Source organism: Thermus tengchongensis, assembly GCF_021462405.1.
Classification (GTDB): domain Bacteria; phylum Deinococcota; class Deinococci; order Deinococcales; family Thermaceae; genus Thermus; species Thermus tengchongensis.
Map to the genome: position 1 here is coordinate 36,862 of NZ_JAKEDU010000005.1, position 14,547 is coordinate 51,408.

Consider the following 14,547-nt stretch of genomic DNA (forward strand, 5'->3'; position numbering starts at 1 on the left):
CCTACAGGTTCTTCTGCAGCCACTCCGGCGTAATCCGGAGGAAGAAGGAGTTCAAGGCGCTGTAGGTCCCCGTGAGAAGCAAAACCCCCACCACAAGGAGCACCACCCCCGCCAGCAACTCCACGTAGTGGGAAAGCCGCCCAGCCCGCCTCAGCCACCCCTTAAGCCGGTCAGCAAAGAGGGCCACCAGCAAAAAGGGCACCGCCAAACCCAGGATATAGGCCAGAAGAAGCCCTACCCCGCCCCCTACCGCCGTCAGGGTGAGGATGGCCCCCAGGATGGGCCCGATGCAAGGGGTCCAGCCCAAGCCCAGGCTGGCCCCCAGGAGCATAGCCCCCAAGGGACGGGCCGTCTCCCCCTCGTAGCGGAGGTTCACCCCCCAGCGGGGCCTCAGGCCCAGCATGTACAGGCCGAAGAGGATCAGGATAACCCCCCCCACCCGGGCCAGGGTTTGGCGGTGCTCAAAGAGAAGCCCTCCAAGGAGGGTAAAGGGTAGGCCCAGGAGGAAAAAGACCACCCCGAAGCCTAGCACGAAGAAAAGGGCGTTAAAGAGGGGGCGCCCCCGCTCCCCCCCTAGGTAGAAGAGGTAGGTGGGCACCAGGGGAAGGACACAAGGGGAGAGGAAGGAAAGCACCCCCGCTAAAAAAGCCGCCGTTAAGGAAACGCTCATGCCTCCATCCTAGGGCAGGGTGAGCCAGGGGAAGCGGCGCTTGGTCTCAGGGTCCAACTGCAAAAGCTCCCGGGCCGGCATCTTCACCTGGGGCAGGGTCTTCTGGTTGATGGGCTCGTGGGCGTCGATAATCCCGTTCATGTACAGGAGGAAGGCCACCAGGTGGTAGACCTCCTCGTCCGTGAGGGTGCCCGGAGCGCCGAAGGGCATGGCGCGGCGGATATAGTCGTAGAGGGTGGTGGGGTACTGCCAGTAGTTGCCGATGGCAAACTCGGCGGGCTCGGTGTCCGGGGTGATGGGGAAGGGCTCGGCCACCAGGCGGTTGAAGGGGTAGCCCTCACCCCGGGCCCCGTGGCAGGAGGCACACTTCTCCGCGTAGATTCGCTCTCCCTCCTCCACCTTCCCCTCCCCTGGGGGAAGCCCCCGGCCGTCCGGCAGAACCACGGGCCTAAGGTCGTACTGGGCCACCAGCTCCTCGGAGATGGGGGTACCCAGGTTGTACCGGGCCCCTACCGCCAATCCCAAGAGAGCTAAAAGAACCAGGATGCGCCTAGCCATCAAACCCCCCCCCGCCGCATCCGCCCACGGGCCCGAAAGCCTGCTGGCCCAAGGGCCGGTCCCCGTTCACCACCCGGCCGTCGGAAAGAATCCGCCAGGCCTGGATGGCGTTGTAGTGGTAGCGGTTGTTCTTTCCCCACTTCTTGAAGAACTCCTCCCGGGTGGGCTGGGTGTTCCCTTTCTCGTCCCAGGCCCGGCTCCAAAGGACCACCTCCTTGCCGTCCCAGTACCAGGGCATCTTGAAGCGCACAAAAGCGTAGCGCTCCACCGGGGGTTCCAAGGTGGCCTGGCGCCAGGTCTTGCCCTCGTCAAAGGAGATCTCCACCTTGGTGATCCGCCCGTACCCGCTCCAGGCCAGGCCGCGGATCTCGTGGAAACCGGGCTTGATCTGCTGGAGGCCGGAGGGGTAGGTGATGATGGACTCCGGGTCCATGATCCAGGTGAAGGCCCAGACCTTGCCATCCGCCATCACGTCCGTGTACTCGCTGGTCTCGTCCTTGGCCATGGCGGGCAGGTCGGTGACCAGGATGCGTCTTAACCACTTCACCTGGATGCTCCCCTCCCAGCCGGGCACTACCAGGCGCACCGGGTAACCTTGCTCCGGGCGCAGGGCCTCCCCGTTTTGCGCGTAGGCCACCAAAACGTCCTCCATGGCCTTTTCCAGGGGCAAGGAGCGGGTGTAAGCTGCAGCATCCATGCCCTCGGGGATGAGCCACTTGGCCTCCGGCTTCACCCCGGCCTCCTTGAGGAGCAGGGCCAAGGGCACCCCCGTCCAGCTGGCATTGGAGGCCAGGCCCCGGCTCCGGGTGGCGGTGAGGTTGGGGTCGGGAGGGTTGCGGTAGCCGTTTTGCCCGTTTCCGGCGCACTCAATGAAGTAAGTGCGGGTCACGGAGGGAAAGCGCTTCAGGTCCTCCAAGGTGAAGACCAGGGGCCTTTCCACCATCCCATGGATCACCAGGCGGTACTTGGCCGGATCCACCTGGGGCACGCCGCCATGGTGCCTTTCGAAGTGCAGGCCGTTGGGGGTGATAACCCCTTCCAGCTTCTCCAGGGGGGCAAAGTCCGCCCCCGAGTGGCGGGTGCGCAGGTTCGGGGAGATGTAGCGCACTACCCCTTCCTCAAAGGGGCTCCTTTGGCCGTACTCGGAAAGGGGAGCCCCCAGGGTTTTCATGGGGGCAAAGGTTTCCTCGTCCCAGGGAGCTGTCTGGGCCCTGGCCTTGAGGAGGCCAAGAACGCCCCCCGCGCCTAAAAGCCGGAAGAACTTCCTTCGGTCCATATACCCTCCCATCGTATCTCTTGCCAACAAGGAAAAGCCCCGCCCGCAAAGGGGGCGGGGCTAAGTCTTTAAGCAGGGCCGAACATGTCGTTCCAGATGCCCGTAGCCCAGCCGATGGCGGCGGTGCCGTTGGCCGCCGAGCGCTGGTTGTCCACGGAGCCCTGGGACTTGATCTGCTTGGCCGCCTCGTCCCAGGAGTAGTTGGCCGCCACCCAGATGGCCTCCTCCGAGTCCACGAAGGAGTAGCAGATGTTGTTGGGCAACTCCGGGGGAATATCCTGGAGGGGCTTGCCCCGCAGCCGCTCCACGATCTGCCGAGCCACGATGGTGCCGGAAACGTAAGCCACCATGCCGCTTTTGGGGTAAGGGGTGTTCCCGGTGATGTCCCCCACCAGATAAACGCGGTCGTCCTTCTCCGAGAGGAAGTAGGGGACCTTCACGTTGGCCCAGCGCTCCCCCAGGCCCGCGGTGCGCACCAGCTCTCCCGCCTTCATGGGGGGGATGATGTCCGCCAGAGCGAAGGGAACATCCCCCAACTCGGTCTTCACCTGCTTCTTCTCGTAGTCCAACCCGGTGATGCGGGTGTTGGGCACGTACTCCAGGTAGTCCTTGTAAAGCTCGTTGAAGGCCGCCAAGAACCCGGGGGCCTTGGAAACCGGCTGCGGGTTGGCGTCCAAAACGATGACCTTGCCCTTGACCCCCTTGGTCTTGAGCCGCCAGGCGAACAGGGCTGCCCGCTCGTAGGGGCCAGGGGGGCAGCGGTAGGGAGGGTTGGGGATGTACATGACCAGTTCCCCACCGGTTTCGTCAAACTGGTCCAAAAGCCTCCTGAGGGCGATGTGCTCAAAGGGCTTGAAGCCCACGGGCATGAGGTGCTTCACCTCGGCGTAGCCTGGGATGGCCTCGTACATGTAGTCGATGCCCGGGGCCAGAACCAGGTAGTCGTAGCCGATGTAGCCCCCGGTGGTGCGCACCAGGCGGCGGTCCCGGTTGATGTCCAACACCCTCTCCTGGACAAAGATCACCCCGTCCTTGACCACGTTGGTGTAGTCAAAGACCAGCCACTCCAGGGGCTTGACCCCGGCCAGGAAAAGGTTGGACATGGGGCAGGACATGAAGATGGGCTTCTGCTCGATGAGCACCACCTCCACATCTACCCCGGACTGGGCCAGCTTCCGGGCCACCGTGGTACCACCCCAGCCGCCCCCGATCACCACCACCCGGGGCTTCCGGGTGCGGGGAAGCAGGGTGGCTGGACGGCTATAGAACTCCTGGGCGAAGGCCGAGCCGGAAAAGGCCCCCGCCGCGGCCAAAGCCGCCCCCGTCTTCAAAACCTGACGCCGATTTACCTTGCTCATACTCCCTCCTTTACTGGCCAAGGCGGTAAGGGATCCCGCCTGTGGCTTCCAGAATCTGACCCATCACCTGGCGGGCCTCCTGGAGCATGGCCACCGCCGGGCTACCCATCACCCCAGGCATGATGGTCATGAGCATGGGCTCGATGGCACCCACCAGGACGTCATTGCCCATCTGCATGGCGAAGAAGCGGCAAGGAGCGGCGAAGCCGCCCGCGGGCTGGGTGAGGAACATGATCCGGGCCCACTCGCTCTTGCAGGGCATGATCACCGTCACCGGCCCCACCTTAACGTTGGGCAGCAGGTTAAGCCCGTTGGAGGTGAGTTCGGTTTCCACCATGAGCACCACATCCTCCACCTTGGCGCCCGGAACCCGGTACATGAGGGCGGGCATCATGCCGCTAGCGGGATCGGGCATCATGGCGGGTGGCAGGCGCTTCACAATCCCTAAGCGCCCTAAAGCCCCCTCGAGGCGCCAGGTGAGCCGCTCCACCTCGCCTCCGTACACCTGGAGCATACCGAAAAGAAGCCGCCCGTCAAAGGTGCCCACCAGATACTTCTGTCCCTCCCCGGTGATGAAGACCGTGGGCGGCAGGACGATGGCCGCCATGGGGTTCTTGGAAACGGCCTCCACGCTTCCCTTTTCGGGCTTCAGCACCACCAGGCGGTAGTCGGGGAAGCCGGGGCCCGTGACCTGGCGCACCTGCTCGCCCAGGTTCAGCACCCGGTCGGCCTCGAGGCCCACCGCCTTCAGAGCCTGCAGGGTCTTGCCCTCCACCTCTTCCAAGGAACCCCGAACCTCCACCACCAAGGCTTGGCCCAGGGCCAGCCCCAACAGGGCCACCAGCGCGAACAGTTTTCTCATGATCCTCCCTCCACTTCCAGGCCAGCGTCCAGCCAGCCCTTGAAGCCGTGCGCGATGTTCTTGGCGTTCTTGTAGCCCAGCGCCTGCAGATAGGCTGCCACCACCGCCGAGACGCTTCCCGAATTGCAGTAAACCAGGATCAGAGCCTCCTTGTCCTTGGGGAGCTCCGCCAAGCGGTCTGGTACCTGCCCCGCGTAGATGTGCACCGATCCGGGGACGTACCCCTTCTTCCGCTCCTCCTCCGTGCGCACATCCAGGATAAAGGGGTCAAAGAGGAGCAGGTCCTTGGCCTCCGTGGGGTAGACCAGGTAGCTGGCAGGGGGCACCCGCTTGAGGAACTCCCCAAAGGCCTCGACCCAGTCCCCTGCCTCCCCTCCCCCCTGGGCCCGGGCTAGGGGCAGGAGGGAAAAGAGGGCGAGAAGGTCGCGGCGGCGCATGGCTAGCGGGTGAAGAAGGGCAACTCCTCAAAGGAGTGCCCGGCCTTAGTGGCCTCAGCCAGCATGTACAGGGTAAGGGCGATGTGCACGTCGGAGTAGAACTCGGGCTTGGGGATGGCGATGGACTCGTAGCAGAAGTTGATGCGGTCCTCCATGGTGTAGAGCTTATCCTCCTCAAAGCGGTAGGCGGGCCACTCGTTGCCCAAGCCCTGCTTGGGGCTACGGACCGGGGAAAGCCGCACCCTCTGGCCCGCGTACTGGTCGTGGCAGACGGCGCAGCTCATGTCCCTTGCCCCCGCCCGGGTGTACCAAAGCTCCCGCCCCAGGTTGTACATGGCCAACTCCGCCGGATGCTTGGGCACCACCTGGATCTTGGCCTTGGAGGAGAAGGTGGCGATGTAGGTGGTGATGGCCTTGACCTCGTCCCGCTTGATTTCGCTGGGCTTGAAGCCCTGCACCGTCTGCATGCAGGTGTAGACCCGGCTCTCCAGGTCCTCCACCCGCTTGGTATCGGGGAAGTACTTGGGCAGGATGGCGTAGACGCCCTCCAAAACTCCCTTCCCCTTACCGAAGTCGCACTCCTCGAGGGTCTTGCCGCTCGGCCCCTTGCGGAAGAAGAGCTCCTTCCCTTCCTCGGCAAAAAGCTCCCCAGGAAGCACGCCGAAGGTCTCCAGGTACATCTGCCGCTGGCGCATGGCCTCCTCAAAGGGATCCAGGGGCTTTTGCTGCTGGGTGTAAGCCCCCACGCCTACCAGGGTCCCCAAGGCCACTGCGCCCAGTAGAATCCAGCGCTTCTTACGTCCCATGACTCACCTCCGGTTGATGGGGGACTCGGGGTCCAGGAGAAAAGCCACCAGGTCGGCGGTCTCCTCGGGGGTGAAGAGGCCGTGCACCCCACCCCGGTACATGAGGGAACAGGGCACAAAGGCCCAGGCGTTGTAGATCTTCTCGTAGGTGTACCGCACCACCGCCTCCGAGGTGCCCCGCTGCCCATAGTTGGTCAGGCTCGGGCCCATGGTGCCGTAGGCCACCTCGCTGGCCACCCCCGCGTGGCAGGCGTAGCAGTTCCCCCGCTTGGGATCGGTGAAGACCTTCTCCCCGTTCTTCCAGTCCCCCATGAGCTTGCCGTTTGCCGGGTATTTGATGAGGGCCTTCTGCTCGGCCAAGAAGCCTGGGATGAGGTCCGCGGGGAGCTTGTCCCGGTACTGGGAGCAAAGCGCTTGCCCCTTGTCCTGGGACAGCATCACCTGGGCGAACTCGTGGCCCCCCGCATGCAAAGCCGCCTCGAGGCGGGCCCTGAAAGGGCTCACTTGGGTAAGACCGATCCCCATAAGCAAGGCCAAAGCCGCCATTATCGCCGCTTTTCTGGTCATAAGCTCACCTCCGGTACACGGTAGTTGCGTCCGATTACCCGCACGTTGGCCTGAGGCAGGACCTTCACCCGCCCCTCAGCCTTCAGGTACTCCTCGAGGACCTGGTAGATGGGCTTGGGCTCATACCCAGCCTTGGCCTCCCCCACCCGCTGGAGCCTTCCCCCGTAGGCGGCCACCAGGTAGCGGCGGTTCGGGTCCAAGGGCTTGCCGCCCACCTCCACCTCCCGCACCCGCCGACCCGTGGGGGCATCGGGGTCCAGGACGTAGCGGAGGCCATAGACCCGGCTCACATCCCCTCCTTGCTGGTAGAAGGGATCGGGGGTGAAGACGTTGCTGGCGATGTCCTCGAGGGTGTTCCGGATCTGCTCCCCCCTTAGCCAGAAGAGGTAAAGCTCGGGGTAGGTGAAACCCAGGTAGGCGTAGAGGTGGTCCCGGGTGATGGCCTGCCCCGGCAAAAGGGTGGTGCCCCAGCGCACCGCCGGGCTGAAGACCAGGTCCACCTCCGGGTAAAGGGCCTTGACCGCCCGCCCCACCAGCTCATCCCAGGTGGAGTACAGGGTATCCCGCTTGTACAGCAAGGATTCGGAGACCGCCAAGGGTTCAAAGAGGTGCTGGCGGTGGGGAGCTAGGGTCTTCTCCAAAAAGGCCTCCACGTCAGGAGCCCCCGGGAGGTGGCGGGCCAAGACCGGCAGGACCCGAACCCTTAGGTTGGCGATACCCCCCTTGAAAAGCTCGAGGTCCACCCGCATCAGGGCCTTGCCTGCGGCACTTCCCGCCACGATCCAAGTCTTGCCCACCCGCCAGGGGGAAGGGGTGAGGTCGTGGGTGTGCCCGGAAAGGATGAGGTCAACGCCCTTCACCCGCCCCGCCAGGGCCACGTCCAGCTGGAGGCCATTGTGGGAGAGAAGGACCACCGCATCCGCCCCCTCGGACCGCGCTTGGTCCACGGCCTCCTGCAAGCGGCGCACATCCAGGGCAAAGGAAAGGCCTTCCGTAAACTCCTCGGGGTGGGAAACCTTCACGTAGGGATAGGTGGCCCCCACCACGGCCAGGGCGTAGCGGCCCATTTGGTGAATCCTGTAGGCAGGGTAAAGGGGGTCGCCGAAAAGCTCATCCACCACGTTGTAGGAAAGGTGCTCCCCCTTAAGCTTTTTGAAGAGCGCCTCTGCCCTTTCCCGCCCCAAGGTCCACTCCCAGTGGGAGACCATGTGATCCACCCCAACGAGGTTCTGCCAGTCCACAATGGCTTCCCCCTGGGTCAGGAGGGAAAGGCCGGAGTTGGTCCAGGTGTCCCCGCCGTCCAGGACCAAGGCCTGGCCCCCCTCGGCCTCCACCTGAGCCTTCTGCTGGCGGATCAAGGCGGTGAGGGCGGAAAGCCCCCCAATGGGGCCGAAGGCCTTGGCCAGCTCCACGAAGTCCAGGTAGCTGAGGAGGTAGGCCAAGGGGGTCTTCCGCTCCACCCCGTAGTAACGCAGGATGGCCTCCCCGGTGAGGTAGCCGGGCCTCCCCATAAGGGGCTTCGGAGCAATGAGATTGGGGGGCTCCATGAAGTAATGGGGAAAAGCCTGGCCGTGGAGGTCAGAGAAGTAGAGAAGGGTGGCGTTGCCGTAGGGGGGGAGGTCGTAAAGCCGGGAAGGGTTCTCCAGGACCTGGGCCAAGACCTTGGGTCCGAACCCCGCCAAAGCGGAAAGCCAGAAAAGAAGCTCCCTTCGGTTCATTTGGAACCCACCGCCGGCTTGGTGTTGAACTCAGACTCCGGATCCAACAAGTAGGCCACCACGTCCGCAATCTCCTCGGGGGTCAAAAGCCCCTGGGCCCCGAAGCGGTACATCACCGTGCAGGGGAAGTAGGCCCAGGCGTTGTAGATGACCTCGTAGGTGTAGCGCTGCACCGCCTCGGACTGACCCCTCTTCACCCCGTATTTCTCCAGGCTGGGGCCCACGTCCCCACCCAGGTGTACCGGGGAGCCGAAGTGGCAGGAGAAGCAGTTGGCCTTCTGCAGGTTGTTGAAGATGGCCCCGCCCTTCTTCCAGTCCCCCATGAGCTTGCCATTTTGCGGATACTTGATGAGGGAACGCTGCTCCTCGAGGAACTTGGGCAGAAGATCAGCAGGCAGGCGGTTCCGGTGGATGGAGCAGAGGGCCTGGTCTGGGCGTTGGCTTACGAAGACCTCAGCGTAGGCCTTGCCCCCCGACTTGATCCGCTCCAGCTCCGGGTCCTGAAAGTAGCGCTGGGCCAAGCCCCAAGCCAGAAGGGAGAGGGCCAAGAGGGTAAGGAGTGCCTTTTTCATGCTCCCTCCTCAGCGCACAAAGGCGGGCCACTCCTCCACCACCGCCCCGTTGTTGCTGTAGGCCAGGAAAAGCTCCAGGGCCAGGATGGGCAGGGAGTACAGGTCCGGCTGGGGGTGGGCGATGTTGCCGTAGCAGGCGCGGATGCGGTCCTGCATGGTCCAGATCTGGTCGTTAGAGTAGCGGTAAGCGGGCCAGTGGGTCCAGGACTTGTCCTTACCCAGGACATCCGCATAGGGAAGCACCCCGGCCCGCTTGCCCACGTAGGTCACGTGGCAGGTGGCGCACCCCACGTCCCGGGCCCCGGAGCGGGCGTAAAAGAGCTTTTCTCCCAGGGCGTAAAGGGCCCGCTCCTCCGGGAAGAGGAGGCGGACTTGGATGGGCTTGCCCGTGGAATGGCTGGCGATGTAGAAGGCCACGGCCACCACCTCGGACCGCTTCACCTGTGCCGGCTTAAAGCCCTGAACCCGGGTCATGCAGGTGATGATGCGGCTGTCCAGGTCCTCCACCTTCCCTGTGTCCAGGAAGTAGCGGGGAAGCCGGGCAGCGGCCCCCTCCAGCACCCCCTTGCCCAAGCCGAAGTCGCACTCGGCCATGGTCTTGCCTGAAGGCCCCTTGCGGTTGAAGAGCTCCTTCCCCTGCTCCACAATGAGCTCCGTGGGCAGGATACCTGCGGTTTCCAAAAGGAGCTGCTTTTGCCGCTTGGCCTCCTCCCGGGGGTCCACCCCCTCCTGGGCTAGGGCAAGGACCGCCAGGGCCAAAACACCAGTCGTCAACCACGCCTTGAGAGGCATATTCTCCTCTATAAAGGCAAAGGCGCCCGGAAAACCGGGCGCCCCACCTTAGGCTAGCTCCAGCTTTGCCGTACCCTCGCCGGTATCCCCATCAGTGTCCTTAAGCTTGACGGTAAAGGTTCCCGCCTTTTCCGCCTTGAACATGAAGCCGTAAAGGGGGTTGGCGCTGGTGGAGGGACCGGGTTTGGCTTCGGCCACCTTCTCCCCCTCAAAGTAGACCTCCACCTGGTTGATGTACTTGGCGGGGATGATCTTGCCCTCGGCATCCCTACGGGTGCCAGGCTCGTTGGGGTGCTGGGCGACTACCTGGAGCTTGAAGTTCTCGCCCGCCTTGGGCTTGGCCGGAGTCAAGCGAACAATGGTACGAATCGCCATTTTCTACCTCCTTAACCGCAGCCACCCACGGTCACGCGGGTGCTGGCCGAAGCCAAAAGGAACTTGCCGTCCACCGTTTCCACCACCGCCCGCACCGCGCTGGTCTCTGCTAAACGCACCCGGGTAGCGTAGTAGGGCAAGGCTTTCATGGGCATAAAGGCCACCAGGTGCGGGGTGGGGTTCTTATCGGCGAAGAGATGGATGGCCTTCACCTGATTAGAGGGAAGGTTCACCTCCACCTCGGCGGGAACATTGGCGCCGCTTTCGGCAATGGCCGGCATGGTGAGCTTGATGACGTTGGAGGGGGTAAGGTCCTTGAATCCCTTGCCCAACACCGCCTGCAAGGCCTTCTCCAGGTTGGCCAGGTCCTCGCCCTCCAAACCCTGCGCCCTTACGGGAAGCCCCGCCAAGGCAACGGCCCCGAGGGCTACGCCAGTGGTCCTTAGAAACGCTCGCCTATTCACACGCACCTCCTTTGGCACAGATCTGGCGCAGCTCCGAAAGGAACTGCGCCCGGGGCCGGCTGCCAAAAAACCGGCCCACCTCTTCCCACGTCCCCTTGCGGAAGACGAGGAAGACAAAGGTTGGGGTACCCAGCACCCTGTAGCGCCGGGCAAGCTCCTGACCCTCCGGGGTTTCCGTACCCACGGAGGCCACCACAAAGCGGTCCTCCAAAACTTGGCTCACTTGGGGATCAGAGAGGACAAAGGTGTTCATCTGGTCACAGTAGGGGCAATGAGGGGAATGGAAGTACACCATCGCAATACGGCCATGGGCCCGGGCCAGGTCCAGCGCCGCCCCATAAGGGTACCAACGACCAAAATCCGGGGCAGCCAAGGCCGCGGCCAGGGTTAGTACCAGAAGGGACCAAAGTACCCGGTATGCGTACATCTTATACACCGCCTGGGTACACCCAAGGACATTTGTACCCTAGCACCCCCCCCGGGACCATGTCAAGCTCCTTTGACACGGAATCCCCTTTTCATAAAAACCCACTTATGTGGGCTCCTCCCCTGTACCCCCCAGGACTATACCCTTAAGAAAAGTTAAAGACTGGGCTTGGCCAAAGGCCTTGACAAGGAACGAGGGACAAAATACCCTGATACCCCGGAGGGTAAAGATGAAGCGGACCCTAACGGTTCTCCTCCTTATCGGCGGCCTGGCCTTTGCCCAGGCGGACGGCGCTAAAGTATACGCCCAGTGCGCGGGCTGCCACCAGGCCAACGGCCAGGGACTTCCCGGGGCCTTCCCGCCCCTGGCGGGCCACGTGGCGGATATCTTGAGCAAGCAAGGCGGCCGGGAGTTCCTGATCAAGGTCCTGCTCTGGGGCCTGCAGGGGCAGATTGAGGTGAAGGGCATGAAGTACAACGGGGCCATGCCCGCCTTCAACGGCCTCAAGGACGACGATATCGCCGCCGTCCTCAACCACATCGTTACCGCCTGGGGCGACGACAAGAAGGTGAAGGACTGGAAGCCCTTCACCGCCGCCGAGGTCAAGGCCCTGCGGGACAAGAAGCTCACTCCCCAGCAGGTGCTGGAGGAGCGGAAGAAGCTGGGCCTGAAGTAAAGGTTACCTTTCCTCTGGTCCCGGGGCCCAAGGCCCCGGGTTCCTTAGTTTAATGAAGGGGTGCTGGAGCTCTCCCTGGAGAAGTCCTTCCCTGGCTTCCAGCTGGCCCTGGATCTCACGGCCCAAGAAGGAGAGGTTCTGGCCCTTCTGGGGCCTTCGGGAAGCGGCAAGAGCACCCTCTTGCGGCTCATCGCCGGGCTCCTAGCCCCGGACCGGGGCTTCGTGCGCTTTGGGGGCGTGGACCTCACTCCCCTGCCCCCGGAAAGGCGGGGGGTGGGCTTTCTCTTTCAGGACTATGCCCTCTTCCCCCACCTCACGGTGGCGGAGAACGTGGCCTTCGGCCTGGTGGAAGCCCGCTGGCCCAGGGCCGAGAGGGAAGCGCGGGTGCGGGAGCTCCTGGAGCGGATGGAACTCCTCTCCCACGCCGGCAAAAGGCCCCAAGAGCTTTCAGGAGGGGAGCAACAGCGGGTGGCCCTGGCCCGGGCCCTGGCCCCCAAGCCCCGCCTCCTGCTTCTGGACGAACCCCTGGGGGCCCTGGACCTGCGCCTACGGGAGGAGTTGCTCTTCTTCTTGCGCAGGACCCTGCGGGAAACCAGGGTTACCACCCTACTGGTCACCCACGACCAGGGGGAAGCCTTTCTCCTGGCCCACCGGGTGGCGGTGATCCGCCAGGGGCGTCTGGTCCAGGTGGGGCGGCCAGAAGAGGTCTACACCAAACCTAAAGATGCCTGGACCGCCCGCTTTATGGGCCACAAAAACCTCCTCTCCCCGGAGGAAAGCCAAAGGATAGGCCTGCCGCCTAAGCCGCATCTCCTACCCCCGGGGGCCCTGCGCCTGGGGGAGGGGGCGGAGGGTGTGGTGGAGGAACGGCTCTACTACGGGCCCAGGGTGGGGCTTTGGGTGCGGGTTAAGGGGGTGCGGCTTTACCTCGAGGCCCAGGAGGGCTCGGAGGAGGGAACCCCTATCCGCCTCCACCTGGACCTCAACCAGGCGTTACCCTTGGAAGGGTGAAGCGCTTTGCCCTCCTCCTGGGCGGCCCCCTCTTGGCAACGGAGGCCCTGAGGGCGCGCCTTCAGGGCTACCGCCTCCTGGCGGCGGACTCCGGTGGACGGCATGCCCTGGCCCTGGGGCTTCCCCTGGAGCTATGGCTTGGGGACTTCGACTCAAGCCCTCCTTGGCTCCAGCAAATCCTTCCCGCTCCCAAGGAGGTACTCCCCCGCGAAAAGGACCTTACGGACGGCGAAGCCCTGGTGCGGAAAGCCCTGGACCTGGGAGCGGAGGCGATGCTCCTCCTGGGGGCCCTGGGCGGGCGGCTGGACCACACCCTGGCCCACCTGGAGCTGGCCTTTTCCTTGGCGGCACTGGGGGTGCAGGTGGAGCTTTCCGACGGCCTCACCCGAGCCTTCCCCCTCCTCCCCGGAAGCCACACCTTTCCCTTGGAAGCCGGAGCCCCCTTCAGCCTCCTCCCCTTCCCCGAGGCCACCTTGGGGGTGGAAGGGGCCCGCTGGAACCTTCCCCCTGCCCCCCTCAAAGCCACCACTATGACCCTAGAAAACCGGGCCCTAGGGCCCATCCGGATACGGGTGGAGGCGGGGCGGGCGGTGCTCTACCTCTTCTGAGGGCGGGGCCGCCAGGGGCAAAGAAGGGCCCGCCGCCTCTCCTTGACAGGAAAAGGGGGGAAGGCTACACTAGCCTTTGGCGTTTGGGCCGCTAGCTCAACCGGTAGAGCAACCGACTCTTAATCGGTGGGTTACAGGTTCGAGTCCTGTGCGGCCCACCATCGCCTTTTAAAGGCAAAGCTTCCACTCTTGGAAGCGAGTTGTCGAGCCCGGCATCTCTCTTGGTCGAAGGAGGTGCCGGGCATGACAATTCTTGAAGCGCTAGAAGAGTTTCTGCAGGAGAAAAGGGTGGAGGGGAAACGGCCAGCAACCATCCGCTGGTATCAGCAGACCGTGAGCTATCTACTACGGGAGCATTTGGACCAGCCTTTGGTAGCCCTCAACCGCAGCCTGGTAACTCAAGCCCTGCTCAAAAATGTATCTCAAGCTACACTGGGCAACTATGACCGGGCGCTAAGGGGCTTCTGCAATTGGCTTGTCGCCGTTGGCTATCTAGACAAAAATCCTTTCCAAGGGCGCAAGCGCCCTAGGCAAGACTTCCGGCCCAGGCAGGTTCTAAGCCTAGATGAGATAGCCGCTCTTTTTGCCGCAGCCCGTAAAGACCCTCGTTTCCGCTTCCGTAACCAAGCCATCTTAGCGCTCGCCTTGGGTGCCGGACTACGGGCCTCGGAGATTTGCCGCCTAACCCTCCAAGATATTCAATGGGAAGAAGCTGTCCTGCGGGTAGAGGGGAAAACGGGCTTCAGTGTCGTTCCCCTCACAAAAGACACTTTGCGGTATCTACGGCTGTACGTGGACCGGGAACGCCGGGCCACCATACCCTACTTGTTTGTTCACAGGAACCGGCCCTTGAACGCCAATGCTTTGTCTCGCTGGATTCATCGCCTGGCTAAGACCGCTGGAATTGACCGTCCTGTAGGCATGCATCTCTTACGCCACACTTTCGCCACGCACTTCCTCAAAAGCGGGGGCGACCCCTTTACATTGCAACGTATATTGCGCCACAAGACCCCGGCTATGACCAGCCGCTACCTCCACCTCCTAACCGAAGACCTTAGGGAACGCCTGCAAACTGTGGACTTGGTGGCGTTAGTCAAAAGGGGAACACGCCCACAATGAAATTTGGAAGTGAGGTAGCATAGTGTAGCTTGGAAGGCTGTAACCCCGGATATGAGCAACCGACAGAGCTTGAAACCCCAATCTGGTGGTTGTAAACTTAGGAAAGCGGACAGGCTTTGGGCTCCTGGACGCGGGAAAACGGCCATGCAAGGGAGAGCCTGGCTCTTAATCGGTGGGTTACAGGTTCGAGTCCTGTGCGGCCCACCACGGAACCCCGGGGCCTTCCCCGGGGGTCTTCCTTTACCATGGGG

General features: G+C 63.4%; 18 protein-coding genes and 1 tRNA gene. 5 read left to right on the forward strand and 14 right to left on the reverse strand.

The window, feature by feature from the left end; all coding sequences use genetic code 11:
• Nucleotide 1: 1 nt before the first annotated feature.
• The 14 genes from ccdA to L1087_RS07580 form a co-directional block, all read right to left on the reverse strand.
• On the reverse strand, nucleotides 2-670 hold the full coding sequence (gene ccdA / locus L1087_RS07515) for a cytochrome c biogenesis protein CcdA (RefSeq protein WP_135259795.1): 669 nt from the start codon (nucleotides 668-670) through the stop codon (nucleotides 2-4).
• A gap of 9 nt (nucleotides 671-679) precedes the next feature.
• The gene (locus L1087_RS07520) at nucleotides 680-1,228 is read right to left on the reverse strand and encodes a c-type cytochrome (RefSeq protein ID WP_234558310.1); all 549 of its coding nucleotides are present in this window, start codon (nucleotides 1,226-1,228) and stop codon (nucleotides 680-682) included.
• Nucleotides 1,221-2,504 carry a sulfite dehydrogenase gene (soxC, locus tag L1087_RS07525; RefSeq protein WP_234558311.1) on the reverse strand — a complete coding sequence of 428 codons (1,284 nt, stop codon included), beginning with the start codon at nucleotides 2,502-2,504 and terminating at the stop codon, nucleotides 1,221-1,223. The genes L1087_RS07520 and soxC overlap by 8 nt, the downstream gene beginning before the upstream one ends.
• 68 nt (nucleotides 2,505-2,572) lie before the next feature.
• Nucleotides 2,573-3,862, reverse strand: a complete 1,290-nt coding sequence (locus L1087_RS07530; protein WP_234558312.1) for an FAD-dependent oxidoreductase — start codon at nucleotides 3,860-3,862, stop codon at nucleotides 2,573-2,575.
• A 10-nt stretch (nucleotides 3,863-3,872) separates the two neighbouring features.
• Nucleotides 3,873-4,724, reverse strand: coding sequence for a translation initiation factor 2 (locus L1087_RS07535; RefSeq protein WP_234558313.1), 852 nt, complete (start codon nucleotides 4,722-4,724; stop codon nucleotides 3,873-3,875).
• Nucleotides 4,721-5,161, reverse strand: coding sequence for a rhodanese-like domain-containing protein (locus L1087_RS07540; RefSeq protein WP_038041432.1), 441 nt, complete (start codon nucleotides 5,159-5,161; stop codon nucleotides 4,721-4,723). Before L1087_RS07540 ends, L1087_RS07535 begins: the two co-directional genes overlap by 4 nt.
• Before the next feature lie 2 nt (nucleotides 5,162-5,163).
• Nucleotides 5,164-5,967: a sulfur oxidation c-type cytochrome SoxA gene (gene soxA, locus L1087_RS07545; RefSeq protein ID WP_038041431.1), complete on the reverse strand. Its 804-nt coding sequence runs from the start codon at nucleotides 5,965-5,967 to the stop codon at nucleotides 5,164-5,166.
• A gap of 3 nt (nucleotides 5,968-5,970) precedes the next feature.
• Nucleotides 5,971-6,534, reverse strand: coding sequence for a sulfur oxidation c-type cytochrome SoxX (gene soxX / locus L1087_RS07550; protein ID WP_234558314.1), 564 nt, complete (start codon nucleotides 6,532-6,534; stop codon nucleotides 5,971-5,973).
• Nucleotides 6,531-8,252, reverse strand: coding sequence for a thiosulfohydrolase SoxB (gene soxB / locus L1087_RS07555; protein ID WP_234558316.1), 1,722 nt, complete (start codon nucleotides 8,250-8,252; stop codon nucleotides 6,531-6,533). The genes soxX (L1087_RS07550) and soxB overlap by 4 nt, the downstream gene beginning before the upstream one ends.
• The gene (soxX, locus tag L1087_RS07560) at nucleotides 8,249-8,824 is read right to left on the reverse strand and encodes a sulfur oxidation c-type cytochrome SoxX (RefSeq protein WP_038041428.1); all 576 of its coding nucleotides are present in this window, start codon (nucleotides 8,822-8,824) and stop codon (nucleotides 8,249-8,251) included. Before soxX (L1087_RS07560) ends, soxB begins: the two co-directional genes overlap by 4 nt.
• A gap of 9 nt (nucleotides 8,825-8,833) precedes the next feature.
• The gene (gene soxA, locus L1087_RS07565; protein WP_234558318.1) at nucleotides 8,834-9,616 is read right to left on the reverse strand and encodes a sulfur oxidation c-type cytochrome SoxA; all 783 of its coding nucleotides are present in this window, start codon (nucleotides 9,614-9,616) and stop codon (nucleotides 8,834-8,836) included.
• 48 nt (nucleotides 9,617-9,664) lie between these two features.
• Complete coding sequence (gene soxZ / locus L1087_RS07570; RefSeq protein ID WP_038041426.1) at nucleotides 9,665-9,991, reverse strand: thiosulfate oxidation carrier complex protein SoxZ; 327 nt, start codon at nucleotides 9,989-9,991, stop codon at nucleotides 9,665-9,667.
• 11 nt (nucleotides 9,992-10,002) lie between these two features.
• Nucleotides 10,003-10,455: a thiosulfate oxidation carrier protein SoxY gene (gene soxY / locus L1087_RS07575; RefSeq protein ID WP_234558320.1), complete on the reverse strand. Its 453-nt coding sequence runs from the start codon at nucleotides 10,453-10,455 to the stop codon at nucleotides 10,003-10,005.
• Nucleotides 10,448-10,882: a thioredoxin fold domain-containing protein gene (locus tag L1087_RS07580; protein ID WP_135259886.1), complete on the reverse strand. Its 435-nt coding sequence runs from the start codon at nucleotides 10,880-10,882 to the stop codon at nucleotides 10,448-10,450. Before L1087_RS07580 ends, soxY begins: the two co-directional genes overlap by 8 nt.
• 229 nt (nucleotides 10,883-11,111) lie before the next feature.
• Here L1087_RS07580 and cycA point away from each other — a divergent pair, with 229 nt between their 5' ends.
• The 5 genes from cycA to L1087_RS07605 all read left to right on the forward strand — a co-directional run bounded on the left by cycA (nucleotide 11,112) and on the right by L1087_RS07605 (nucleotide 14,296).
• The gene (cycA, locus tag L1087_RS07585; protein WP_234558321.1) at nucleotides 11,112-11,558 is read left to right on the forward strand and encodes a cytochrome C-552; all 447 of its coding nucleotides are present in this window, start codon (nucleotides 11,112-11,114) and stop codon (nucleotides 11,556-11,558) included.
• 60 nt (nucleotides 11,559-11,618) lie between these two features.
• Nucleotides 11,619-12,569 (forward strand): ABC transporter ATP-binding protein, encoded by a 951-nt coding sequence (locus L1087_RS07590; protein ID WP_234558323.1) that lies wholly within the window; start codon nucleotides 11,619-11,621, stop codon nucleotides 12,567-12,569.
• Nucleotides 12,566-13,177, forward strand: coding sequence for a thiamine diphosphokinase (locus L1087_RS07595; protein WP_234558339.1), 612 nt, complete (start codon nucleotides 12,566-12,568; stop codon nucleotides 13,175-13,177). The genes L1087_RS07590 and L1087_RS07595 overlap by 4 nt, the downstream gene beginning before the upstream one ends.
• Before the next feature lie 85 nt (nucleotides 13,178-13,262).
• Nucleotides 13,263-13,338 (forward strand) — tRNA-Lys (locus L1087_RS07600).
• Between the two features lie 82 nt (nucleotides 13,339-13,420).
• Entirely contained in the window at nucleotides 13,421-14,296 is an 876-nt protein-coding gene (locus L1087_RS07605; protein ID WP_234558341.1) for a tyrosine-type recombinase/integrase, read from the forward strand.
• Nucleotides 14,297-14,547 lie beyond the last annotated feature (251 nt).

Bases quoted from the DNA above. Each gene is read 5' to 3' on its own strand.
- cycA (WP_234558321.1), top strand. From the start codon at position 11,112: ATGAAGCGGACCCTAACGGTTCTCCTCCTTATCGGCGGCCTGGCCTTT.
- L1087_RS07605 (WP_234558341.1), top strand. From the start codon at position 13,421: ATGACAATTCTTGAAGCGCTAGAAGAGTTTCTGCAGGAGAAAAGGGTG.
- soxA (WP_234558318.1), bottom strand. From the start codon at position 9,616: ATGCCTCTCAAGGCGTGGTTGACGACTGGTGTTTTGGCCCTGGCGGTC.
- soxX (WP_234558314.1), bottom strand. From the start codon at position 6,534: ATGACCAGAAAAGCGGCGATAATGGCGGCTTTGGCCTTGCTTATGGGG.
- L1087_RS07535 (WP_234558313.1), bottom strand. From the start codon at position 4,724: ATGAGAAAACTGTTCGCGCTGGTGGCCCTGTTGGGGCTGGCCCTGGGC.
- soxC (WP_234558311.1), bottom strand. From the start codon at position 2,504: ATGGACCGAAGGAAGTTCTTCCGGCTTTTAGGCGCGGGGGGCGTTCTT.
- soxX (WP_038041428.1), bottom strand. From the start codon at position 8,824: ATGAAAAAGGCACTCCTTACCCTCTTGGCCCTCTCCCTTCTGGCTTGG.
- soxB (WP_234558316.1), bottom strand. From the start codon at position 8,252: ATGAACCGAAGGGAGCTTCTTTTCTGGCTTTCCGCTTTGGCGGGGTTC.
- soxZ (WP_038041426.1), bottom strand. From the start codon at position 9,991: ATGGCGATTCGTACCATTGTTCGCTTGACTCCGGCCAAGCCCAAGGCG.
- L1087_RS07580 (WP_135259886.1), bottom strand. From the start codon at position 10,882: ATGTACGCATACCGGGTACTTTGGTCCCTTCTGGTACTAACCCTGGCC.
- L1087_RS07520 (WP_234558310.1), bottom strand. From the start codon at position 1,228: ATGGCTAGGCGCATCCTGGTTCTTTTAGCTCTCTTGGGATTGGCGGTA.
- L1087_RS07530 (WP_234558312.1), bottom strand. From the start codon at position 3,862: ATGAGCAAGGTAAATCGGCGTCAGGTTTTGAAGACGGGGGCGGCTTTG.
- ccdA (WP_135259795.1), bottom strand. From the start codon at position 670: ATGAGCGTTTCCTTAACGGCGGCTTTTTTAGCGGGGGTGCTTTCCTTC.
- L1087_RS07540 (WP_038041432.1), bottom strand. From the start codon at position 5,161: ATGCGCCGCCGCGACCTTCTCGCCCTCTTTTCCCTCCTGCCCCTAGCC.
- soxA (WP_038041431.1), bottom strand. From the start codon at position 5,967: ATGGGACGTAAGAAGCGCTGGATTCTACTGGGCGCAGTGGCCTTGGGG.